Here is a 23,071-nt window from a genome sequence, read left to right as displayed (position 1 = left end):
AAGCACCAATTATTTGGTGTATTGCGTTTCTTAGTATGAAGAAATTAAGCGAGTGGTGGGTGAAAAACAACATCCGTATAATGAAATTTATAGGTGTTATTATATGAAGTACTTATTTTTAAATTTTCGTCTTTAGACAAAAGGAAAGATTCTTTGTGAGTTGTTTCTTGAAAATAAACGATAGAAATTTCTACTTTAAAAGATTGGTTTTTTTCATTACCACTTTCAGAATCTCCTGCCTTCACAATTTGTTTTGCTAAATGACATTTACCGTTACACTGTAACTCTGGAGCATCTTTGTTTTCACAAAGTTCGTTTTTAATATAATCGTAAAAAGCAGCATACTCCAATAATGGAAGCAAGGGTTTGGTAAGCAAGAATACCGATAAAAATATGGCAGCTATTTTCACGATGCAAATATCTTGTTTTTTTATAAAATTTCCTAAGATTACTAATCTTATAAAAAATAGATAGTATTTTATCGCTGTAACCTTCCAGTAGTATTTCCTTCTAGAATACTCATTACTTCTTTTTCGTTTGCATAATTAATATCACCTAAATAGGTGTGTTTAATGGCACAAGCAGCGCTACCAAATTGCATTGCTTTATAGTCATCAAATTTTTGTAAACCATGTATTATTCCGGCTGCAAAAGCATCACCAGTCCCAATTCTGTCTACAATATGCGTAATGTCTAAATCTTGAGTTTCTTTAAATTCTTTACCGTTCCACATTCTCGCTCTAATTTTATGCCAAGAAGAATTGATAGAAGTTCTAATTTTATCAAATACTTTTTCTATGGTAGGATATGTTTCCATTAACTGTTTACTAGCCTCAATAAAATCGTCGTTAGAGTAAGAGTAATTGGTTTCTAGAAGTTCATTTATTTCATTTACACCACCAATAAAAACGGTGGAATAATTTACTAATTCTGATAAAATTTCTTTTGGAGTACCTCCCCATTTCCATAAACCACTTCTGTATGTAGGATCTGCAGAAATTCCCATACCTTTTTTTTGGGCAAGAATTAATCCTTCTTTTAAAGTTTCATAACCACCTTTACAAAGCGCAGGTGTGATACCGGTCCAATGAAACCATTTTCCTTGCTTTAAAGATTTTTCCCAATTTACCATTTCTGGTTGAATTTCAGAAAAAGAAGAGTGAGATCTATTATAAGAAATAGAGCTCGGTCTCATAACAGCACCAACTTCTAAAAAATAAACACCTAAAGGTCTGTTAGAACGAACAATTGCTGAAGTGCTTACGTCAAATTTTCTTAGAAAAGAAATTGCAGTATCACCTATAAAATCATCAGAAACACATGAAATATGTTTTACATCTTGTCCAAAATTGGCTACAGAAATACCAACATTTAATTCGGTACCACCAAAATAAAACTCTACTTGGTTAGATTGAATAAATTTTTTGTTTCCTGAAGGTGAAATTCGCATTAAAACCTCTCCAAATGTAATTATTTGATTCATAATAAATGTGTTTAAAAGGTAAATATACCGTATAATAATCTATTAATGATCTATTTTATATTAAATTAAGTTTGTGGAATTATAAAGATGTAATAAAACGAATTGTCTGGTTGTTAAACATTTCTGGCTGTTCTACGTTTACCACATGACCACAATTTTCAATTACAAATAGTGATGCAGTAACATGTTTAGAAACAATGTTTTTTATGGAAGGTAAAAACAAATGATCTTCGGCACCCATAACGTACAATGTAGGAATTTGAATGTCTTTTGTTCTAAAAAAACGAAGTAAAGGATTGATTTCTGATGTTAATTTAAACCAGCGTAAAAATTCTTTTTGATATAATTTCTTCGCTTCGTTTACAAACAGCAATCTAGATTTTTTATGATTTTTCTTTGGCATAATAATAAATGCAAAGAGTTTGTATAGCATCATATATGGCACTACAGATTTAAAGATATTACCAACTTTCATTAAAACCTGAGAGCGGAAATTCATTTTTATAATGGCACCTCCCATAATCATGCTTTTTACCATTTCTGGTCTTTTTTCGGCAAGATTTCTTATTAAGATGGTACCTAAAGAAATACCAATAAAATGAGATTTTTCAATTTTTAAGTGATCAATTACTTCTACAATATCGGCCGTAATAGAATCAAAAGTATATTTTGCTTTAAAAGTATCTTTTAGTGTAGGTTTGCTATCTCCATGACCACGCAAGTCTAAAATTAAAACATTAAACTGTTTTCTAAAATCTCGTACTTGTTTAAACCAAATAGAACTACTGCCTCCTGCTCCATGAACAAAAGTAACCCATTCTTTAGAGGTTGTATGTGGATATGAATAGTAGTTTAGCAAATATTTATTTTTGATAGCTATTAAAATGGAAGTGCTAAAATAAGACTTTTAATTTTGATGAAGTTTTTAGTTGTTTTTTTAACCCTTTTATTATTTATAATAAATTTAAAATAGCCTTTCTTAAAAGAAATTTGTTTCCTGTTTTTTCTATTTTTTGTAATTTGCCTAAATGGAAAAAGAAACAACTTCAAACAGAAAAAAAAATAAACTTAATTATGACCAAGAATTAAAAATATTGCACACAGAATTGGTGCACATGCAAGAGTGGGTTAAAAACCAAGGATTAAAAGTAGTTATCCTTTTTGAAGGAAGAGATGCATCTGGAAAAGGTGGAACTATAAAACGTTTTACAGAGCCTTTAAACCCTAGAATTTGCAAAGTGGTAGCTTTAGGTGTTCCTACCGAAAAAGAAAAATCTCAATGGTATTTTCAACGTTACGTGCAATATTTACCTGCCGCAGGAGAAATTGTGTTGTTTGATAGAAGTTGGTACAACAGAGCAGGCGTAGAAAAAGTAATGGGCTTTTGTACAGAAGAAGAATATGATGAGTTTTTACGTTCTTGCCCAGAGTTTGAACGTATGTTGGTAAGATCTGGCATTATTGTTTTAAAATATTGGTTTTCTGTTAGTGATGAAGAGCAAGAAAGACGTTTTAAAAACCGTATTTCTAATCCTTTAAAACGTTGGAAATTTAGTCCGATGGATTTACAATCTCGCTCACGTTGGTTAGAATATTCTAAAGCAAAAGATCAAATGTTTGCACATACAGACACCAAACAAGTGCCGTGGTTTGTAGTAAATTCAGAAAATAAAAAGAAGGCGAGGTTAAATTGCATTAGCCACATGTTAAGTAAAATTCCTTATAAACAGATGGATATTAAACCAATTGAGCTTCCGCCATTACCAGATGGTAAAGCGTATGTAAGACCACCAATGGATTACCAAACCTTTGTGCCAGAAAAGTTTTAGTTTCTAAAAATAAAAAAAGGCGAACATTTCTGTTCGCCTTCTTAATTTCCCCAATTTTAAAAATTATTCTACTATTAAAGTATATTGTGGTGTTGGGTTTAAAGGACAGAAATAAACATATTCTCCTTTTTTAAGAACTACCTCTTTAGAATTCCCTTTAGTATTGTTTTCTACTTGTGCAGTAACATACGCGTTTTTAATGTGCGCTTTTACATCTGCTTTTGGTGCTAAAACAAAACCTACATTGTGCCCTACGTTGTTGTTTGCTATTTCAAAAATATAAGTTCCTTCAGATAAAGTAATTTGTTTCTGAGTAAACTCACCATTTGTTTGTTCTAAAGACACTGTTTTTACAGGTGTTTTTATCATTTTGTCTTGTGCATTTGTATTAAATGCGAAACCTAAAACTACTACTAAAATTGCAATTACTTTTTTCATGATTGTTGTGTATTACTAATTATTAAAAATTGATTATTATTCTTATTTACTTTTATTTATAATGCTTGTGCTACAGGAAAATCTACTGCAACATCTGTTGTTTTGTGAAAATAGTTGGTAATTGTAATTTCTCCTATTAAGATAATTGCATCTGCCAAGTTTCCTTTTGTATACCCTGCTGCATATAAGTTTTCTACAGATTCTGCTGTTGCAGCACCTCTGTTTTCTGCTACACTTTTAGAAAAATTAGCTAAAGCATTTAACTTTGCATCAAAAGAAGCTTTACCTGCTCTTAATTCTAAGATTTGCGCTTCTGTAAAACCATTCATTTTACCAATTGCAGTGTGTGCAGATAAACAATAAACACATTGGTTTACTTGACTTACAGCTAAGTTAATTACTTCTTTTTCTTTAGCAGAAAAACTTGTTTTTCCTTGTCCTATTGCTAAAAAGTTACCTAATGCTGTTTCACTGTGTGCAAATGCAGCGTATAAGTTAGGTACAAAACCTAATCCTTTTTCTAATTGACCAAAAATTGCTTTGTTATTTTCTGATACTTCGTTTTTTGTTGGTACGTTAAATGTGCTCATAATTTTATTTTTTATATTATTAATGTTTTGTTCTTCTTTTATATTATGCTTTGCATTTGCAAAGTTGTTGTGCTGTGTTTTGATCGTCGTATGTTTGGTAACCCCAACAGTTAGGACATTGTGCGTTTTCTATTGTTTTCATATTATTGTTGTTAGTTTCCCATTTTCATGGGAATGACACTTTTTTGTTTTTTTGAAATGCTTTTAAAAAGCGTTTCTAATAGTTGGCTCTGCAAAGATGCAACCGATAAGGACTTCAAAAATTGGACAAAAGTTCCTTTGATTAGGACTCCTTAAAAAGTTGCCTTTTTTTTAAATGATTGCAGCGTTTATTTTAGTTTGTCTATTTTAGCTCTTAAGTTACTCTCTGTAATTAAACCTGTATGTCTGTCTGCAGGTGCTCCGTTTTTAAAGAAAATTAAGGTTGGTATATTTCTTACATTAAATTGTGCTGCAAATTCTGGATATTCATCAACATTTACTTTTTTAATGGTTACATCGTCCTTTAATTCGTCTGCTAATTTGTTTATAGTTGGTAATAATGTCTGACAAGGTCCACACCAATCTGCATAAAAATCTAATAATACGTTACTGTTATTTTCTATAACATTCGTAAAGTTTGTTTGTTCTAATTGAATTTCCATTTTTTCTTATTTTTAGTTGCTGCTAACGCAGGATAAATTATTTGTTGTTGTGTTGTTATTGTTACACACTGCAAAGATGCAACCCAAATGAAGGTTTAAAAATGGACAGAAGTTCTTACTGTTAGGACAGCGTAAAATAGTTGGCAAAAATGCACGCGTGAAGGATAGAGCAATTTGTTTGAGCTCTTTTTAAGTTTGATAAAACTTTAAAAAGCGAGTTGCGAAAGCCTGACCTGATAAGGGCACTCCCAAAAAAATAAACCACAAACTTGTCTTTTCGACTTTTGGAGAAGTCTCATGGTTGTTGTGTATTGAAAGTTTCGTTTTAAGTGTACGGCTATTTTTCTAAGGAAAATTGTAGTTCACAAAAATGCAACTACTTTTTATTAAGGACTAATATAGCAATTTTTAATACACGGTGTTGTGCCCTGTTATTTTATTCTATAGATTGTTTTATTTTTTTCTCCTATTTTTTCAAATAAATTTAACTCTGTACCTTTTTTTAAATCTCGACTTGCGGTTGCAGAAGAAATGTCTTTAAATATATCCATATAATTTTTTCTAGTAAACTGAATTTTATTTAAAGAAACAAAATATTCTAATCTGTCTTTTTCGTTTAATGTTCGATTATTAAAATTTAATAATTCACTTATTGAAATATCAATTACTCCTAACATATATTCAATAAACTTTGTTGATTTTCCAGATTTATCACTTTCAGCTAAAGCTTTATAATATTTTTCTTGATCGTTACTAATTAAAGTTTCAAAAGGCAAAAACTCAAATATTGGATATTTTTCCATTAATATTAGCGTTTGCCATAATCTTCCCATTCTTCCATTACCATCTAAAAATGGATGTATGAATTCCATTTCATAATGAAAAACACAACTTTTAATTAATTCAATTTCGTCTGACTTTTTCAAATATTCAAAAAGGTCTTTCATTAAATAAGGAAGGTTTTTAAAAGGAGGAGCTACATGTTCTACTTTAGAACCTTTTACAATACCAACACTTTGTTTCCTATATTTCCCTGCATCTTCAATAAGGTCTTTCATTAAGTTTTTATGCGCTTTTAAAAAAGATTTTTCATTAGATGGTTTATAAATATCTAAATTTTCGTAGATTTCTATGGCATTTAAAACTTCAAGTACATCTTTTTTTGGACCAATAACTCTTTTGTTTTCAAGAAGCGCTGTTATTTGTTCTTCGGTAAGTGTATTACCTTCAATTCTTAAAGAAGAATGAATAGTTTTAATTCTATTTTGTTTCCTTAATTTTGGAGAAGGTTTATTTAACAAGTTGGCATTTACTTCACCTATTTTTTCTGAAATAGAAGTTATTAATTTTAAAATAGAAGAAGTTATTTCGTAAGGTGGTTTCATAGTGATACTATCATTTGATAGTATCAAATATACAATCATTTAACTATACTTATTGGATGAAACGGAATTTTTTAATTGAGCAAAACATAGTGATAACACAACACCAACAAAGCTTTATTGGATTTCTCCCAAAAGTTAGAAACGACAAAACTGAACGAAAAAAAACACAAACCACAAACTTGTCATTTCGACAATAGGAGAAATCTCATAACAGTGATAACATAACAACCAAAATTTATGCGATTTCTCTCAAAAGGTTCGAAATGACAAAACTGAATGAAAAAAAACTAAATGAACACTGTTAATTAGTCTTTAAAAAGAATTTTATAATACTGCTGAGGTAAAATATAAACAACTAATACTCTTTTTTAAATTGAAGCGGCGATTTTTCGATACCCTTGGTAAAGAAACGTGTAAAATATGCAGGATCGTTAAAACCAAGTTCGAAAGCAATTTCTTTTACCGTTTTGTCGGTATAGACTAACAACCGTTTTGCTTCTAACAAAATACGGTTTTTAATAAAGTCTGATGGCGTTTTTGCTCCCAATTTCTGAAAGTGTTTGGTTATCGATTTTGGCGAAAGTCCTAATCTGTTTGCGTACTCGGTTACCGAGTGCATGGTTTTAAAATTCTGCTCTACCAACAAGCTAAAATCTTTAAAAAGACGCGTTTCTACGTCTTCTTTAATAACATGGTTTTCTTTTTTTACACGAACTGCAGAAATAATAAATTGTTTTAAATAAGACTGCAGCATATCGTATTGTGCAGTTTCGTTTTGTTGAAATTCTTCTATTAAACTTTCTAAAATAAAGTTGAGTTTTGCCGTGTCTTTTTCGCAAGGTTTTACAAACGGTGTTTCATAGATATTGTTGAATAGAATTCCGTTACAGGCCACTTCTTGATCGTGGGTTTGTATGCAGTAAAAATCTCTAACAAAAGTAAGTTTGTAAGCGGTTTTTATTTGCTCGGAATCTACCGTAAAAACTTGCCCTGGAGACAAGAAGAACAGCACATTATCATCAAAAGTATATTGTTCAAAATCGATATTATAGGTTCCACTACCTTCTTGAATCCAATAAATAGAATACGCATTTACTTGCTCATTATGATCTATTGTACAGGCTTTTTCAAAAGCAACTGTACTTAAAGAAAAAGTATTCTGAAAAGAGTATTTTGTAATATCTTGAATTGCCAAATTTGAGTTTGTTTTGTTTGTTGGTCGTAAAAATAGTTATAAACTTTACGTTTTATTTCTAAATATAAACTTTATTCAATTTTTAAAAATAAATAAATTTATTGACTTACATCAAATAATTTCACTTGAGACAATAGTAGTTTTGCTATCGCAAAATTAAATAGAATATAAAATGGTACTTACGGAATTAGATGCATTAAAAATGTTTGGTAATGACAGTAAAGAACGATTAGAAAAAGCTTTTATACATCTTCAGCAAGGAAATGGAATTATCTTAATGGATGATGAGGATAGAGAAAATGAAGGAGATTTAATATTTTCTGCACATAATATGACCAATGATCAAATGGCACTTATGGTTAGAAAATGTAGTGGTATTGTTTGTCTTTGTTTGCCCAATAAAAAAGCAGATGCACTGGAATTACCGTATATGGTAAAAGAAAATACAAGTAGCTACCAAACACCTTTTACAATTACAATTGAAGCCAAAGAAGGTGTTACTACTGGAGTTTCTGCTAAAGACAGATTAACAACCATAAAAGCTGCTTGCAAAGAAAATGCGAGTAGTGCCAATTTAGCAAAACCAGGTCATGTTTTTCCTTTAAGAGCTAAAGATAATGGCGTTTTAGAAAGAAAAGGACATACAGAAGGTAGCGTAGATTTAATGAAATTAGCAGGTTTAAAACCAGAAGCTGTACTGTGTGAATTAATGAACGATGATGGAACAATGGCAAAAACTGACACCATTTTAGAGTTTGCAAATGAGCATAATTTGATCGTAGTATCTATACAAGATATTATTCATTATCGTACATTTGTAAGAGATTACAAATAGATGGCAGACAATATAGAACTCACTAATTTCATAAAAAAAAATATAAATATTGATGATGAAGATTTAAAAATCGTGTTGTCTTATTTTAAAACAATAAAAAAAAAGAAAAATGAAATTTTACTTTCCAATGGAAAAAATAGTCAGCTTAGTTATTTTGTAAAAAAAGGTAGCTTAAGACTATTTTATATCAATGAGGAAGGAAAAGACGTAACACGTTATATTGCATTTGAAAATCAGTTTGCTACAGAACTGGTTAGTTTTATTACCAATGAACCTGCGCAAGAAACGATTCAAGTTATTGAAAACAGTGAACTTCTATATATTACCCACGATGATTTTAGACATCTTATGACTATTGTGCCTAAATGGAAAGACTTTTATAGCATCTATTTAGAAAAAGCATATGTAAATAATTCTAAGAGATTAATATCATTTACTACACTAGATGCATCTGAAAGATACAAGCAACTATTTAAAATAAACCCAAACATTGTAAAACGCTTACCAAACAAAATTGTAGCTTCGTATATTAATATTTCACAAGAAACTTTGAGTAGAATAAAATCTAAAATTTAATACTAAACTAAAAATTATAAAACATGAAAAAAGCATTATTACTAGGATTATTCTTATTGCAATTTACTGGTTATTCACAGTCTACTGATGTAAAAACCAGTTCTGAAAAAACTAGTGACAAGTTGCTATTAACTATTTTTCTTAAACACGATCAAAGCATGACTTTACATGAGATTGAAAAGATAAGAACAGATCAAGGTTTTTATGAAAGCTTTCCTCCAGAAGGTACTTCTGTAGTTGATTGGTATGTGGTTATGGGACTTGGTCAAATGGTAGTACTAGAACTTCCTGCTTCAAAATTAGCTGCTGTAAATTTAGCAATTGAAAGAACTGCTTGGAAAGCTTTTAAGACGGAAATTTATCCAACTTATAATCTATTTCCTATTGTAAAGGACAAGTTAAAAAACAACGCAAAAGTAAATTACTAGACTCTTTATTGTAAATTGTCTAACAAAAAAGGAAACCCTATCTAAAATGTATTTTAGATAGGGTTTTATTTTTTGTTTAATTAAGAATCAGTATTTTAAGTTTTCAGTTTCTTCAAGAGAAACGATGTTTAATCAGTTTTTTTTTGTCGTATAAGTTTTTAGGTTTAACAATACAAAAACCAACAAAGCAGGCAACACCCAACCCAAACTATGTGCTGCTAAAGGAATAAAACTTTTAATACCCGTTAAGTTTTCTCTAGGAATGATAAACCCTAAGAAATCTGGAATACTAAAAATAAAAGTGACAATTACAACACCTCTAAAAACCAATTTAGAAGCGTATTTTTCTGGTACCACGTTTAGTAGAATTAAAACAATAGTAATTGGATAGACAAACATTAATGCAGGCACTGCAACATCAATAATAAACCCAACATTATAACTCCCAACAATAACACCAATAATTGAAGCTGTTGCTGCTGTAACAATATACGCAGTCTTAGAATTATTGCAAATACCTTTTATATAATCTGCGGTTCCGGTAACAATACCAACAGCAGTTGTAAAACAAGCCAAGGCAACCAAAATACTTAAAAATATGGTTCCGAAATGCCCTAAAGTTTGTGTACTTAAGCCAGATAAAATTTCAATTCTAGAAGCATTTTCTGCAAAGGTAGCACTGAATAATGATCCGCTTAAAATTAAACCTCCGTAAATAAGTAATAAACCAATCCCAGAGATATAACCCGCTTTTCTAATCAATGTTCTTTTCTCGTTAAAGGTGTTATGATTACTATAATCTAAAGAGATGATAATAACGGCACCTACAACTACACCAGCAATAGCGTCAAAAGTTTGGTAGCCTTCTAAAATTCCATCTACAAAAGGATTTTTAAAGGTTGATGGATTTACGGTTCCCGGAGAAGTGAAAAAGGCTATTCCTATAATTACTAATAAAATAAGCACAATAATTGGTGTTAAAAACTTACCAATTAAACTTATTATTTTAGAACGATTTACTGCAAAAATAAACACCAAAACAAAGTAGACAATACTTGTTAAAATGGGAGGTGTATTAAAAAATGGTTGAATTGCCATTTCATGTGTAACGGCAGCAGTTCTTGGAGACGGAATTGCCGCTGCTATAATGTATATTAAGAAACAAAAAATAGTACTAAAAACAGGTGATACTTTTTTACCAAAATCATACAAAGTACCTTGTAACCTTGCATGTGCAAAAATGGCAAAAATAGGAATAATGATAGCTGTTAAGATAAAACCTAAAACAACAATCCACCAATCTGCACCAGATTTAACGCCTAAAGATGGAGGTAAAATTAAATTTCCTGCGCCAAAAAAGAGTGAGAAAAGTGCAAAACCTGCAATCCAAATATCTTTTGTTTTGTTCAATTTAGTTTACTTTTTTAAAGTTTAAATGATTAAAGTCGAAACTAAAATCTGTAATTGGTGCAATAAATTTCATGGTGGCTCCTGTAGTATTTCCTTTTTCATCAAAAGAAAATTGTACAAAAACATCTGCATCATAACTTCTATTGTTCCATTTTGCAACGTAGGTTGTTTGGTTGTAAGGCAACAACTCGCCAAATAAAGTAGCAGAGCGCTCACATTTTATAAGGTAAGAATTTCCATCATTAGAAATGGTCATATTTCCAAACCAGGCATCATTATAAGTCCCTACAATTTGTGAAGGTTTCGGTAGGCTTTTATCAGCTTTAGCTAGCGCTACTTTACTATAAACACTTGCTTTTATACTGTCGTTGTATTTTAAATATTCGGTATTGTTAGTTCCTAAATTTTCTAACCAGTTTCTATCTTCATAACCTAAATACGTGTCTTTTACCGTATTTGTAATGGTGTTAAAAGCACTTCCGTTCATTTGGTTTGTTAATACAATAATGGCCAAATCTAAATCTGGAATCATAGTAAACTGAGTAACGGTACCCAATAAACCACCTGTATGGTACACCTGTTTATGTCCGCCTTTTACATCTGTTAAAAACCAGCCTAAACCGTAACCTCTAAAATTAGAGTTGTAAGAATCGTTTTTACTTACTTTTAAAGGAGTTTGTAGTTGCCATAGTTCATGAAATTGAGTTTCACTTAGCAAGCGTTCTCCGTTTTTGGTAACTGCATTATTCATTAAAAAATTTGCCCATGTAAGCATGTCTTTTACGTTACTTACAATTCCGCCAGCAGGGTTTGCAGTTTCGCTCCAATCATGCGGAATCTGAATTACTTTTCCGTCTGCTCTTGTGTGCGCATCAATAATATTTGTTCTGTTTGTAACTCGGTTGTAAGATGCTTTACTGCTAGTCATACCAACCGGATTCATTATTTTAGTCTCAATAAATTCATCCCAGTTAAGTCCGCTAACACGTTTTAATACTTCACCTGCAACAATAAACATATTGTTGTTGTATTTAAAATCGGTTCTAAATTTACTCGATGGTTTTAAATGTTTTACATTATTGATGATGTCTTTTGTGGTAAAATTATTGTTTTCAGGAAAAAACATTAAATCTCCAGATCCTAAATCTAAACCACTTCTGTGTGTAACTAGATCACGAACTGTTATGTTTTGTGTAATCCAAGCATCGTACATTTCAAATTCGGGAATGTATTTTCTTACTTTATCGTCCCAATTTAATTTCCCCGCATCTACCATCATAGCCAAAGCAAAGCATGTAAAACCCTTACTGTTAGAAGCAATACCAACCAAGGTGTTTTCATTCATGTCTTTTTTGTTGGTTAAAGAACGAACTCCATGTCCTTTAGCATACACAATTTTTCCGTCTTTTAAAATTCCGACAGAAATACCAGGAACATCAAAAGTTTTTAAGGTGTTTTCTATTAAATTATCGAGGTTTTTTTCTGAAATTTGAGCGTTACTATTTACTATTATAAATAGTAATAAAAAGCAAATAATTGCTTGTTTAAAGTTGAACATTGTTGAGGTGAGTTTTATCCTTGAAATATACATATTTTTCATATCTTTAAATGTGATATTTTATAAATATTCGATGAACTCTAAAAGGGGGTCAAGCACTTTTAGAGTTCTTATCAATAAAAATTAAAAATGCGAGCATTAGAAACCATTAAATGAGATCATTTCTATCATATTTATAATAGAGGAATTAATGGTGAAGACTTATTTTATTCTGATGAAAACTATCGTTATTTTTTTAAAATTATATAAAAAATATACAAGCAATTAATAAACAAAATAAACGCATGGGTCTTTGTTAGAAAAACCATTTAGAAGAATAGATCTGAAAGATGAAACGTATCTAAAAAATTTAATTTTATATATTCATAAAAACCCTATTCAACATGGTTTTGTTCAAAAATTAGCTGATTATCCTTGGAGTTCTTATTTTTCTATAATTTCTGATAAAAAATCATCTATAGAAAAAGATAAAGTACTTTATCAATTTGATACAAAAGAAAATTTTATAGATTCGCACCAACAAAAAACGGATATTATTGCTGTAGAAAAATGGTTAAATATTAAGGTAGTATAGTTTTGTTAAGTATCCCTGAAAGGGGTTAAAACCCTTTTAGGGTTGAATTGTTTTTAATTTTTCACTATGCTTTTAGTCTACAAAAACGCTAATATTTTTTATACAGATCAAGGAAAGGGATCCGTTGTTGTTCTTATACATGGTTTTTTAGAAAATTCCACTATGTGGGATAAAATTGTGCCAGAACTTACCAAAAGAAATAGAATAATTACCATTGATTTACTAGGTCACGGAAAATCTGATTGCTTAGGTTATGTACATTCTATGGAGCTATTTGCTAAAACGGTAGAAGCTGTTTTAAAACACTTAAAAATCAGAAAATTTATTTTGGTTGGGCATTCTCTAGGAGGCTATATTTCTTTAGCTCTTGCCAAAATGAATACTTCTAAAATAAAGGGATTATGCTTGTTAAATTCAACTTCAGAAAAAGATTCTGAAGAACGCATAAAAATAAGAATTAGAGCAAATAAAATGGTTCAAAATAATTTTGAAAACATGGTTAAAATGTCCATTTCAAATTTATTTAATCAAGAACATGTATCAACATATAAAGAAGAGATTGAGGCAATAAAAAAAGAAGCCTTAAAAACATCTTTACAAGGTTATGTTGCTGCGAATGAAGGGATGAAAAACCGTCTAAATACCAATGCTGTTTTAGCTGAAAATAATTTTAAAAAATTAATAATTGTTGGAGAAAAAGATCTTGTTTTAAATTTAGAAAGCTCTAAAGAGGAAGCTAAAAAAACAAATTCTGAATTGGTTGTTTTTCCTGATGGCCATATGAGTCATATTGAAAATACTCCAGAATTGATTCTTTCTTTAAAAAAATTCATAAAAAGCTGTTAATTTAACCTTTATCTTATAGTTTCTTGTAATTATTTTGAAGTTTGTTCGACTGTTTATAAAAAATCAATCGAATGAAACAATTTCTACTATTCCTTTTTTTAGGAATTTCCACTCTTTTATCAGCGCAACAAATAGATTATAATACTAAAAAAGGTTTTGTAGCAGAAGGATATGATGTGGTTTCTTATTTTGTAGACAAAAAACCAGTAGAAGGTAAAAAGAAATTTGTAGCGGCCTACGATGGTGCTAAATTTCAATTTTCTTCAGAGGAGCATTTAAAAATGTTTACAGAAAATCCCGAAAAATATGTTCCACAATATGGTGGGTATTGTGCTTATGCTGTTGCAGAGAAAAACACAAAAATGTATATAGATGCAGAGGCTTATGAAATTAGAGATGGTAAATTATATTTATTTTATAGTTCTTTTTTTGGTAATAAGTTAGAGGATTGGAAAGAAGGAAATACGAAGAAATTACAAATAAAAGCAGACAAAAATTGGCAAGGTTTAAAACATAAAAACAATTAAATAATGAGAAATTTAGGAATTCTTTTTCTGCTAATTTCATTTACAGCTGTAGGGCAGAAAAATGATTATAATACCAAAAAAGGTTTTGTAGCAGAAGGGTACGATGTTGTTGCTTATTTTAATAATAATGCAGAAAAAGGAGATAAAGAATTTACAACATCATACGATGGGGTAGATTTTAAATTTTCATCAAAAGAAAATTTAGAGATTTTTAATAAATCACCTAAAAAATACGTGCCTGCCTATGGAGGCTATTGCGCTTATGCAATTGGCGTAAAAGGAGAGAAAGTTTCTATAGATCCTAACACTTTTGAGATTAGAGATGGAAAATTATATTTATTCTACAATTCTTGGGGAACAAATACGTTAGAGTTATGGGAGAAAGAAGGAGCAGAGGTACTTAGAGATAAAGCAGATGAAAACTGGCTTAAAATAAAGAATGAAGATTGAAAGCAATATCGGGGGGTTTTGTGAATGTTGTAAAAAAAAAGAGCTGAATATATTCAGCTCTTTTTTTATTAAATAATTATCAATAGATTACTACTTGGTACAATAACTAGACTTCCCAATGACTAAAAAAAGTTCATTTAGAAACGATATTGTTATTTAAATTACTCAACTACTAATAAATAATATGTTTTTTTACCACGTTGTAATAAGACATATTTGTTCGCTATTAAATCTTCTTTTGTAATAGAATAATCCTCTTTTATTTTTTCTTTATTTACAGAAATTGCATTTTCTTTTAACGCTCTTCTTGCGTCTCCATTAGAGCTTAAAAAGTTTGTTTTTGCAGCCAAAGCCCCTATCATATCTAAACCTTCTTCTACATCAGAGATTGATACAGTTGCTTGTGGCACACCATCAAAAACATCTAAAAATGTTTGTTCGTCTAAAGATTTTAAGTCAGAAGCAGTAGATTTACCAAATAGAATATTAGAAGCTTTTAAAGCATTCTCATACGCTTCTTTACCATGTGTTAAAATAGTAACTTCTTCGCCTAATTTTTTCTGTAACAAACGTAAATGCGGGTTTTCTTTATGTTCTGCAATTAAGTTTTCTATAGTTTCTTTATCTAAAAATGTAAACTTTTTAATAAAGTTTTCTGCATCTTCATCTGAAGAATTTAACCAGTATTGATAATATTTATAAGGAGAGGTTCTGTCTGTATTTAACCAAACATTACCTCCTTCTGTTTTACCAAACTTTGTTCCGTCTGCTTTTGTTACTAAAGGAACTGTAATGGCATAGGCTTTTCCTTGTGCTTTTCTACGGATTAATTCTGTACCTGTGGTAATATTTCCCCACTGATCTGAACCCCCCATTTGCAGTCTACAATTTTTTTCTTGGTATAAATGATAAAAATCGTATCCTTGAAATAATTGATATGTAAATTCTGTAAAACTCATACCAACAGAAGATTCAGAACTCAAACGTTTCTTTACAGAATCTTTAGCCATCATGTAGTTTACAGTAATATGTTTCCCTGTATCTCTTACAAAATCGATTAATGAAATATCTTTCATCCAATCGTAATTGTTTACCAATTCTGCTTTGTTTTCTGCAGCAGCATCAAAGTCTAAAAAACGTTCTAGATTTTCTCTAACACCAGCAACATTTTTTGCCAAAGTAACTTCATCTAACAAATTACGTTCTGCAGATTTTCCAGAAGGATCACCAACCATACCAGTAGCTCCACCAATTAAAGCAATAGGGTTATGACCTGCATTTTGAAAATGTTTCAAAATAAATATTTGCACCAAACTACCAATATGTAGTGAGTCTGCAGTTGGATCAAAACCAATATAACCAGCAGTTTTATTTTTTAATAAATAGTCTTCCGTGTCTGGCATAATATCATGCAATAATCCACGCCAGCGTAATTCTTCAACAAAATTTGTCATTATAAGTCTAAATTAATTCAATTCAAAATACGAATGCCAAATTCAGCTTGTTTAAGTTTTGTGTATTGATCGTTTAAATTATCAATCTAGACAAGCTCAATTTGGCATCTTATAGCAATTATTTATTTGCTATTTTTCATTATGCAAAGATAAACTTATCAATGAAAATATCATAAATTCGCGGTATGATTTTAGTTACTGGAGGAACAGGTTTAGTTGGTGCACATTTGTTATATCATTTAGTTAAAAATGGTGAAAAAATACGTGCTATTTACCGTTCTGAAGAAAGAATTAAAAAAGTACAAGAAGTCTTTTCTTTTTATGCTGATGATGTTGCAGATTTAATTTCTAAAATAGAATGGTTTAAAGCAGATATTACAGACGTTCCTGCTATGATTCCTGCTTTTATTGGAGTTGAAAAAGTATATCATTGCGCAGCATTTATTTCCTTTAATCCTAAAGATTATAGAGAAATGCGCAAAGTAAATATACATGGAACAGCGATTATTGTAAACCTTTCCATTGATGCAAAAGTGCATAAAATTTGTTTTGTAGGTTCTATTGCTTCTGTAGGAGATTCTTTAAAAGGTGGTCTTATAACTGAAGAGAATGAGTGGAACCCAGAATCTGATAATAGTGGTTATTCGATAACAAAATTTGGTGCAGAAATGGAAATTTGGCGTGCAAGTCAAGAGGGAGTTGATGTAGTTATTGTAAACCCAGGTGTTATTTTAGGAAGCGGATTTTATACTGCTGGTTCCGGTAAAATATTTTCACAAGTTTATAACGGATTAAACTATTATACAAACGGAATTACAGGTTTTGTAGGTGTAAAAGATGTTGTTGCAGCAATGATTAAATTGATGAACTCTAGCATTAAAAATGAACGTTTTATTTTAGTAGCAGAGAATAAATCGTTTAAAGAAATTTTCTTTTCTATAGCTGATGCTTTCGGTAAAAAAAGACCAACAAAAAATAGTAAGCCTTGGCAAACCGCTATTTTTTGGAGAGTTTCTTGGGTGTTGTCTCTATTTTCAAGAAAGGAGCCATTGTTGAGTAAATATTCAGCAAGAAGTGCACATTCAATATCTAAATACTCGTCAGAAAAAGTTGAAAAAATGCTGCCTTTTCAGTTTGAAAAAGTTGATGAAGTGATAAAAGAAGTATCTGATAGCTATGTTAATTCTTTATCTCAAAATCTGCCTTAGCGACTTCTAAAATCGGTTCAGTTTCTTTAATAGAATCTAATTCTTTCAATTTTTCCCCCACTTTTTTAATAGAATCCCTTCTAATGGAGTCTTTACGTGAACTTATCTTTTTATAAAAATCTTTTTTTTCTTCTAAGTTTTTTTTAACATCGGTAATCATTTCCTGATATAAATCTATTTTAGACGTATAATATAAGTTGCTATTCTGAAAACGCAGACTATCTATTTTATATTTATCATATATAAAAGCCATGTAATTAACCTTATTTTGCTGGTTTTTGTTTGGTACAAATTTAGCAGAAGAGGCAATCATCATATCACCAAGTAATAAGGTCATTGTGTCTCTAGGAATGAGGTCTTTTGGTTCTTTAAAAATGGTGTTACTTGTGCAAGAAACCAAGAAAATAGAAACAAGAAAATAACTTAAGTTTTTCATATTAACGATTAAAAGTTAGGCGTTTTCCTTTAATATTATCATTAAAAATACCTTCATTATAGATTAAATTTCCATTTACAAAGGTATGTGTTATGGTTGATGAAAATGTAGTGCCTTCAAAAGGAGACCAACCACATTTGTATAAAATATTGTCTTTAGATACAGTTTGAGGTTTGTTGGTATCAATTAAAACGATATCTGCAAAATACCCTTCCTTTATAAAGCCTCGTTTTTCAATTTGAAATAATTTTGCCGGATTATGGCTCATTTTTTCAACTAGTTTTTCAATAGGAATCACTCCTTCTTTTACTTTTTCTAAAAGCGCAATAACGGCATGTTGTACTAAAGGTCCGCCACTTGGTGCTTTTGTGTATACATTTGTTTTTTCTTCTAAAGTATGCGGAGCGTGGTCTGTAGCTAAAACATCAATTCTATCATCTAACAAGGCTTCCCATAAACCAAGTCTATCTTTTTCTGTTTTTACTGCTGGATTCCATTTAATATGAGTCCCTTTTTCTTCGTAATCTTTGTCTGAAAACCATAAGTGATGCACACAAACTTCTGCAGTAATTTGTTTTTCTTCTAAAGGAATATCATTTCTAAAAAGTTCGGTTTCTTTAGCGGTTGAAACATGAAAAATGTGCAATCTTGCCCCTGTTTTCTTTGCCAACTCAATAGCTTTAGAAGAGGATAAATAACAAGCTTCTTCACTTCTAATAATTGGATGGTATTTTAGAGGAATATCATCGCCATATTTGTCAACAAATTCTTGTGTGTTTTTTCTAATAGTTGCTTCATCTTCACAATGTACAGAAATAATCATTTTTGTTGATGAGAAAATTTTCTCTAGAATTTCTTCATTATCAACCAACATATTTCCTGTAGAAGAACCTAAGAATAATTTAATTCCGGCTACTTTTTTAGGATCTGTTTTTAATAATTCTTCTAAATTATCGTTTGTTCCACCAAACATAAAAGAATAATTAGCGTAAGAATCGTTTGCTGCAATTATAAATTTATCTTCTAATAAATCTTGCGTTGTAGCTTGTGGTACGGTGTTTGGCATTTCTATAAAAGTAGTAATTCCGCCAGCAACGGCAGCTCTACTTTCTGTAGCAATATTTGCTTTATGTGTTAAACCAGGTTCTCTAAAATGTACTTGGTCATCTATAAAACCAGGAATTAAATATTTTCCTTCTGCATCAATTATTTCAACATTTTCAGTTGCTTTTATATCTGATGAAACTTCTTTTATAATTCCGTTTTCAATGAGAACATCGCCTAAAAAAGTTTTATTTTCATTTACAATTCTTGCGTTTTTTATTAAAGTTGATTTCACCATTTTTTATAATTATTTTTTCTGAAAATGCTTTGCTTATTTTTACAAAGTTAGTAAAGTATTTTAATTCTTTTTTTTATTATTTATGTCTGCTAAATACCCATTTTCATGTTCACTAAGATTTTTGTAAAACCAAAGCGTTCGTAAGATTTTATTGCAGCAGAGTTATTGCTATAAACATCCAATCTTAATTCTTTTATATCTTTTTTTACTGCCCAATTTTTTAAAGACTCTAAAATTAAATTACTAATCTTGTTTCCTCTAAAAGCTGGTTTTACAAATATAAAACCAATATAACCATGTTTTGGATTTTTATGATAATGTTTAGAGTTTTCTATTCTAAGGTACCCAGAAGCCACTATTTGATCGTTAGAAATAGCAACAATAAAATAAATGTCTTTATTAGAAATTAATTCGGGTATGTTGTAATAAGACAATTTACCATCACCTAAAAAAGGATCTAAAGGTTTTTCTGCAGCTACAACACCTTGTTCAAACTCTAGTAGGGTTTCTAAATCTTTTAAAGAAGCAGTTCTAATAGTAATTTTATTCATAAACCTTTTTTGGTAATCCTTTTAATCTCATTTTTATTACGCCAAACAAAGCTTCAGAAATAATGTTTCCACTCATTTTAGAAGTTCCTAATGTTCTATCTGTAAAAACTACAGAGACTTCTTTTATATTAAAGCCATGTTTCCATGCTTTAAACTTCATTTCTATCTGAAAAGCATAACCAATAAATTTTATTTTATCTAATGCTATGGTTTCGAGTACATTTCTTTTCCAACATACAAAACCTGCTGTAGTATCACAAACCGGAATTCTAGTAATAAAACGGACGTATTTAGAAGCAAAATAAGAAAGTAAAACTCGTTTCATAGGCCAATTCACAACATTTACTCCTTGTGAATATCTAGAACCTATAGAAACATCTGCTCCCTTTTTTTTACAAGCTTTATACAAGCGAATTAAATCTTTAGGATTGTGAGAAAAGTCGGCATCCATTTCTATAATATAATCATATTTTTTAGCAATGGCCCATTTAAAACCATGTATATAAGCAGTGCCTAAACCACTTTTACCGATTCTTCTTTCTAAAAATAGCTGATTTGGAAATTCTAAAATTAAGTTTTCTACAATATCTGAGGTTCCATCAGGAGAATTGTCATCTACAACTAAAATATGGAATTTTTCCTTTTGATTAAAAGTGGCTCTAATAATAGCTTCTATATTTTCTTTTTCGTTATAAGTAGGTATTATGACTAACGCATCTGACATAAATAAAATTTCATGTGGTAAGTAGACAAATATACATTTTTTAATTACTAATTTTGTGTTAATCTTACCAAAACAAAAATAGGTGCAAGCAATAGAAAGAGTAGTAATAGATAACAGTTGGATTACCATATTATTGGTATGCTTGTTTGCCTGTGTTTTCCTTTTAAGAGGGTTGAGTGCTGTTAGGTTAAAAGGCAGTGTGTCTTCTTTGTTTAATGAAAGTTTTATAGATTCTGAAATAGAGGAGAATAGTTCTTTTTTTAATCCCTTTAAAAACATTGTTTTTATTTTTTCTATTGTAGTTCTTTCTTTACTAGTATATAAAATCTATTTGTATTATAATTCTACTGCTGAAGAAGGTTTTTTTACTTTTTTAAAGGTTTTAGGTGTTGTTTTTTCTTATTTAACTTTTAAAAGGTTGTTAGAATTTTTGTTTTCTGTCGTTTTTAAGATCGATAAAAGGTTAGATTTCTTTTTAGTTTCTAAATCTGTTTATTTATATTCTGTTTCCTTTTTTCTACTTATAGCTATTGTTTTGGTAGAGTACTCAAAATTAAATACACTTTTCTTAGTCTATTTTTCGGTCTTATTATTTTCCATTCGCTTTATATTTCACGCAGTAATTAATAAAAAGCTGGTTTTTAGCGAGTTGTTTTATTTTATTTTGTACCTTTGCGCCTTCGAAATAGCGCCGCTATTTATACTGTTTAGATTGCTGTTTTAACTAGAAAAAAGAATCTTATGAAAGTGAAAACGATCTTAGTATCGCAACCAGAACCAAAGACAGAAACTTCCCCTTATTTTGACCTGTCGGATAAACAAAAAGTAAAGATAGATTTTAGACCTTTTATTCATGTAGAAGGTATCTCTGTCAAAGAAGTAAGAGGAGAAAAAGTTGATTTACATAACTTTACCGCTATTATTTTAACAAGTAGAAATGCTGTTGATCACTTTTTTAGAATAGCAGAAGAAATGCGTTTTAAGGTGCCAGATGCGATGAAGTATTTTTGCCAGTCTGAAGCAGTAGCTTTTTATTTACAAAAATATGTAGTTTACAGAAAGCGAAAAATTTATGTAGGTACAAGAACGTTTCCAGATTTAACAAAATTAATCAAGAAACATAAAACAGAAAAGTTTTTATTGCCAAGTTCAGATAAACTAAAGCCTTTAATTCCTGAAGAATTAGATAGTTTAGGGATCACTTGGAAACGATTAGATTTATATCGAACAGTTGTTAGCGATTTGTCTGATTTAGAAGATGTATTTTATGATGTTTTAGTGTTCTTTAGCCCATCAGGCATAGAATCTCTTTTAAAGAATTTTCCGAACTTTCAACAAAATAAAACTAGAATAGCAGCTTTTGGTAACTCTACTGTTAAGGCAGTTACAGATGCAGGTTTTAAATGCGATATTACTGCGCCGTCACCAGAAACACCTTCTATGACAATGGCTTTAGATAAATATATTAAAATAGTAAATAAGAAGTAATATTTCTTAAAATACTATAAATTACATAAAAAAAACCAAGCAATTTTGCTTGGTTTTTTTATGATTTTTTTTTGCTATAAATTTAATTATTCTTTTAAAGTAACTGTTCTATCAACACTATTAAAAGGCCCCGGAATTAATTTTCCTTCTGCATCTATTAATTCTAATTTTATAGAAACTTTTCCTTTTGGTAAACCTTTAATAACCATTGGTGCCCATTCTGTTATTATAAATTCGTTGTCATTAATAGTTGCACGAACTTTATTACCATTTTCTGAAAGTTGTGTATTTAATACAAAAAAATCTAGTAATAGGTTCTCTGTATCTTTTCCTGTATACTCTCCTTTTGGTCGACTATAAATAAGTGTTGGTGCGCTTATGTCTAAATTTTTATCATCTTTAGTATCTTCTCCAACAATTAATTTTTTAACAACTACAGAGTTTTTATTTTTAACAGATTCATGATAAGATCTGCTTAAAAATGCAACCAAATGATGCACGCCGTTAGGTATCTCTTTTTTAAAAGTTGGCTCATAATGCGCAGAATATGGCTCGTTATTCAGAATAAAATGAATATGTTGTCCTTTTTCTGAATTTGCTAAAAGCGCTGTGTTATTGCTTTTTGTTATTGCGCCTAACTCGTAATTATTTACTTCAAAATTAAAAAGAGTTTCTCCAACCGTTTTTATTACTGTATCACTTGGTGTTATCATTTTAAGCGAAGCAGTAGCGTATTCTGGTGAGTTTTCTAATTTTTCTAAGGTAATTTTTGTGCTTTTTTCTGGAGTATCGTTTGCCTTTTCCTTTTTAGTCTCTTTACAGCCTACAAGTGTAATTAAGGTTAAACAGATAATACTTAATATTTTAAATTTCATATGTATTGTTTTAAGTTAATAATATTTAGTTATAAAGTTCAAATATCAAACCTTTTTAAGATTAATAATATAACAATAGCATTAGATATGAACTCATTCCAAATAAAGAAATGATTTTTAATTTGAAATTATTATTTTCTTTTGATTCAATTTTTACCTAAATATTGATTAGTAATTCTTAGCAAGAAAGAGGTAAACAAAGTAGTGAAAACTTCCTTAATCTTA

Annotated in this window: 27 protein-coding genes; 11 read left to right on the top strand and 16 right to left on the bottom strand. The window is 29.9% G+C overall.

Going from position 1 to position 23,071, the window contains the following annotated elements; genetic code table 11:
* Positions 1-44: 44 nt before the first annotated feature.
* From GQS58_RS05650 to GQS58_RS05640, 3 genes are all read right to left on the bottom strand, one after another.
* A complete protein-coding gene (locus tag GQS58_RS05650; RefSeq protein ID WP_166383738.1) occupies positions 45-410 on the bottom strand; it encodes a hypothetical protein in 366 nt (121 codons plus the stop codon).
* Positions 411-478: 68 nt separating this feature from the next.
* On the bottom strand, positions 479-1,483 hold the full coding sequence (locus GQS58_RS05645; protein ID WP_166383736.1) for a sugar kinase: 1,005 nt from the start codon (positions 1,481-1,483) through the stop codon (positions 479-481).
* 79 nt (positions 1,484-1,562) lie between these two features.
* Complete coding sequence (locus tag GQS58_RS05640) at positions 1,563-2,342, bottom strand: alpha/beta fold hydrolase (protein WP_166383734.1); 780 nt, start codon at positions 2,340-2,342, stop codon at positions 1,563-1,565.
* A gap of 169 nt (positions 2,343-2,511) precedes the next feature.
* Here GQS58_RS05640 and ppk2 point away from each other — a divergent pair, with 169 nt between their 5' ends.
* Positions 2,512-3,312 (top strand): polyphosphate kinase 2, encoded by an 801-nt coding sequence (gene ppk2, locus GQS58_RS05635; protein ID WP_166383732.1) that lies wholly within the window; start codon positions 2,512-2,514, stop codon positions 3,310-3,312.
* A 63-nt stretch (positions 3,313-3,375) separates the two neighbouring features.
* On the opposite strand, the gene GQS58_RS05630 is transcribed toward ppk2, so the two are convergent.
* The 5 genes from GQS58_RS05630 to GQS58_RS05610 all read right to left on the bottom strand — a co-directional run bounded on the left by GQS58_RS05630 (position 3,376) and on the right by GQS58_RS05610 (position 7,564).
* Positions 3,376-3,750, bottom strand: coding sequence for a plastocyanin/azurin family copper-binding protein (locus GQS58_RS05630; protein ID WP_166383730.1), 375 nt, complete (start codon positions 3,748-3,750; stop codon positions 3,376-3,378).
* A gap of 56 nt (positions 3,751-3,806) precedes the next feature.
* Positions 3,807-4,340 carry a carboxymuconolactone decarboxylase family protein gene (locus tag GQS58_RS05625; RefSeq protein WP_166383728.1) on the bottom strand — a complete coding sequence of 178 codons (534 nt, stop codon included), beginning with the start codon at positions 4,338-4,340 and terminating at the stop codon, positions 3,807-3,809.
* 329 nt (positions 4,341-4,669) lie between these two features.
* Complete coding sequence (gene trxA / locus GQS58_RS05620) at positions 4,670-4,984, bottom strand: thioredoxin (RefSeq protein ID WP_166383726.1); 315 nt, start codon at positions 4,982-4,984, stop codon at positions 4,670-4,672.
* Positions 4,985-5,415: 431 nt separating this feature from the next.
* Positions 5,416-6,369: a Fic family protein gene (locus GQS58_RS05615; protein ID WP_166383724.1), complete on the bottom strand. Its 954-nt coding sequence runs from the start codon at positions 6,367-6,369 to the stop codon at positions 5,416-5,418.
* 355 nt (positions 6,370-6,724) lie between these two features.
* A complete protein-coding gene (locus tag GQS58_RS05610; RefSeq protein ID WP_166383722.1) occupies positions 6,725-7,564 on the bottom strand; it encodes a helix-turn-helix domain-containing protein in 840 nt (279 codons plus the stop codon).
* Positions 7,565-7,736: 172 nt separating this feature from the next.
* Here GQS58_RS05610 and ribB point away from each other — a divergent pair, with 172 nt between their 5' ends.
* From ribB to GQS58_RS05595, 3 genes are read left to right on the top strand one after another with little or no spacing between them, the layout of a single operon-like run.
* The gene (gene ribB / locus GQS58_RS05605; RefSeq protein ID WP_166383720.1) at positions 7,737-8,399 is read left to right on the top strand and encodes a 3,4-dihydroxy-2-butanone-4-phosphate synthase; all 663 of its coding nucleotides are present in this window, start codon (positions 7,737-7,739) and stop codon (positions 8,397-8,399) included.
* Positions 8,400-8,975 carry a Crp/Fnr family transcriptional regulator gene (locus GQS58_RS05600; RefSeq protein ID WP_166383718.1) on the top strand — a complete coding sequence of 192 codons (576 nt, stop codon included), beginning with the start codon at positions 8,400-8,402 and terminating at the stop codon, positions 8,973-8,975.
* Between the two features lie 23 nt (positions 8,976-8,998).
* The gene (locus GQS58_RS05595; protein ID WP_166383717.1) at positions 8,999-9,403 is read left to right on the top strand and encodes a hypothetical protein; all 405 of its coding nucleotides are present in this window, start codon (positions 8,999-9,001) and stop codon (positions 9,401-9,403) included.
* 132 nt (positions 9,404-9,535) lie between these two features.
* Here GQS58_RS05595 and brnQ read toward each other — a convergent pair whose 3' ends face one another.
* Positions 9,536-10,813: a branched-chain amino acid transport system II carrier protein gene (gene brnQ, locus GQS58_RS05590; RefSeq protein WP_166383715.1), complete on the bottom strand. Its 1,278-nt coding sequence runs from the start codon at positions 10,811-10,813 to the stop codon at positions 9,536-9,538.
* A 1-nt stretch (position 10,814) separates the two neighbouring features.
* The gene (locus tag GQS58_RS05585; protein WP_166383714.1) at positions 10,815-12,371 is read right to left on the bottom strand and encodes a serine hydrolase; all 1,557 of its coding nucleotides are present in this window, start codon (positions 12,369-12,371) and stop codon (positions 10,815-10,817) included.
* A gap of 292 nt (positions 12,372-12,663) precedes the next feature.
* Here GQS58_RS05585 and GQS58_RS05580 point away from each other — a divergent pair, with 292 nt between their 5' ends.
* The 4 genes from GQS58_RS05580 to GQS58_RS05565 all read left to right on the top strand — a co-directional run bounded on the left by GQS58_RS05580 (position 12,664) and on the right by GQS58_RS05565 (position 14,768).
* Positions 12,664-12,945: a hypothetical protein gene (locus GQS58_RS05580; protein ID WP_166383712.1), complete on the top strand. Its 282-nt coding sequence runs from the start codon at positions 12,664-12,666 to the stop codon at positions 12,943-12,945.
* Between the two features lie 66 nt (positions 12,946-13,011).
* Positions 13,012-13,791, top strand: coding sequence for an alpha/beta fold hydrolase (locus tag GQS58_RS05575; RefSeq protein ID WP_166383710.1), 780 nt, complete (start codon positions 13,012-13,014; stop codon positions 13,789-13,791).
* A gap of 71 nt (positions 13,792-13,862) precedes the next feature.
* Complete coding sequence (locus GQS58_RS05570; RefSeq protein ID WP_166383708.1) at positions 13,863-14,318, top strand: YHS domain-containing (seleno)protein; 456 nt, start codon at positions 13,863-13,865, stop codon at positions 14,316-14,318.
* A 3-nt stretch (positions 14,319-14,321) separates the two neighbouring features.
* Positions 14,322-14,768: a YHS domain-containing (seleno)protein gene (locus GQS58_RS05565; RefSeq protein ID WP_166383706.1), complete on the top strand. Its 447-nt coding sequence runs from the start codon at positions 14,322-14,324 to the stop codon at positions 14,766-14,768.
* Positions 14,769-14,929: 161 nt separating this feature from the next.
* On the opposite strand, the gene tyrS is transcribed toward GQS58_RS05565, so the two are convergent.
* Complete coding sequence (tyrS, locus tag GQS58_RS05560) at positions 14,930-16,222, bottom strand: tyrosine--tRNA ligase (protein ID WP_166383704.1); 1,293 nt, start codon at positions 16,220-16,222, stop codon at positions 14,930-14,932.
* A gap of 185 nt (positions 16,223-16,407) precedes the next feature.
* Here tyrS and GQS58_RS05555 point away from each other — a divergent pair, with 185 nt between their 5' ends.
* Entirely contained in the window at positions 16,408-17,430 is a 1,023-nt protein-coding gene (locus GQS58_RS05555; protein ID WP_166383702.1) for an NAD-dependent epimerase/dehydratase family protein, read from the top strand.
* Here GQS58_RS05555 and GQS58_RS05550 read toward each other — a convergent pair.
* From GQS58_RS05550 to GQS58_RS05535, 4 genes are all read right to left on the bottom strand, one after another.
* The gene (locus GQS58_RS05550; protein WP_166383700.1) at positions 17,402-17,866 is read right to left on the bottom strand and encodes a DUF4296 domain-containing protein; all 465 of its coding nucleotides are present in this window, start codon (positions 17,864-17,866) and stop codon (positions 17,402-17,404) included. The two genes, GQS58_RS05555 and GQS58_RS05550, sit on opposite strands and share 29 nt — an antisense overlap.
* 1 nt (position 17,867) lies before the next feature.
* Positions 17,868-19,208 (bottom strand): dihydroorotase, encoded by a 1,341-nt coding sequence (locus GQS58_RS05545; RefSeq protein WP_166383698.1) that lies wholly within the window; start codon positions 19,206-19,208, stop codon positions 17,868-17,870.
* 89 nt (positions 19,209-19,297) lie between these two features.
* Entirely contained in the window at positions 19,298-19,759 is a 462-nt protein-coding gene (locus GQS58_RS05540; protein WP_166383696.1) for a GNAT family N-acetyltransferase, read from the bottom strand.
* Positions 19,752-20,483 carry a polyprenol monophosphomannose synthase gene (locus tag GQS58_RS05535; protein ID WP_166383694.1) on the bottom strand — a complete coding sequence of 244 codons (732 nt, stop codon included), beginning with the start codon at positions 20,481-20,483 and terminating at the stop codon, positions 19,752-19,754. Before GQS58_RS05535 ends, GQS58_RS05540 begins: the two co-directional genes overlap by 8 nt.
* Positions 20,484-20,565: 82 nt before the next feature.
* On the opposite strand from GQS58_RS05535, the gene GQS58_RS17375 reads away from it, so the two are divergent.
* Entirely contained in the window at positions 20,566-21,207 is a 642-nt protein-coding gene (locus GQS58_RS17375) for a DUF4271 domain-containing protein (protein ID WP_166383692.1), read from the top strand.
* A 17-nt stretch (positions 21,208-21,224) separates the two neighbouring features.
* Complete coding sequence (locus GQS58_RS05525; protein WP_166383690.1) at positions 21,225-21,971, top strand: uroporphyrinogen-III synthase; 747 nt, start codon at positions 21,225-21,227, stop codon at positions 21,969-21,971.
* Between the two features lie 86 nt (positions 21,972-22,057).
* On the opposite strand, the gene GQS58_RS05520 is transcribed toward GQS58_RS05525, so the two are convergent.
* A complete protein-coding gene (locus GQS58_RS05520; RefSeq protein ID WP_166383688.1) occupies positions 22,058-22,846 on the bottom strand; it encodes a hypothetical protein in 789 nt (262 codons plus the stop codon).
* Positions 22,847-23,071 lie beyond the last annotated feature (225 nt).

Source organism: Polaribacter sp. 11A2H, assembly GCF_011379025.1.
Lineage (GTDB): Bacteria > Bacteroidota > Bacteroidia > Flavobacteriales > Flavobacteriaceae > Polaribacter.
This window is presented reverse-complemented; position numbering and strand designations above follow the sequence as displayed.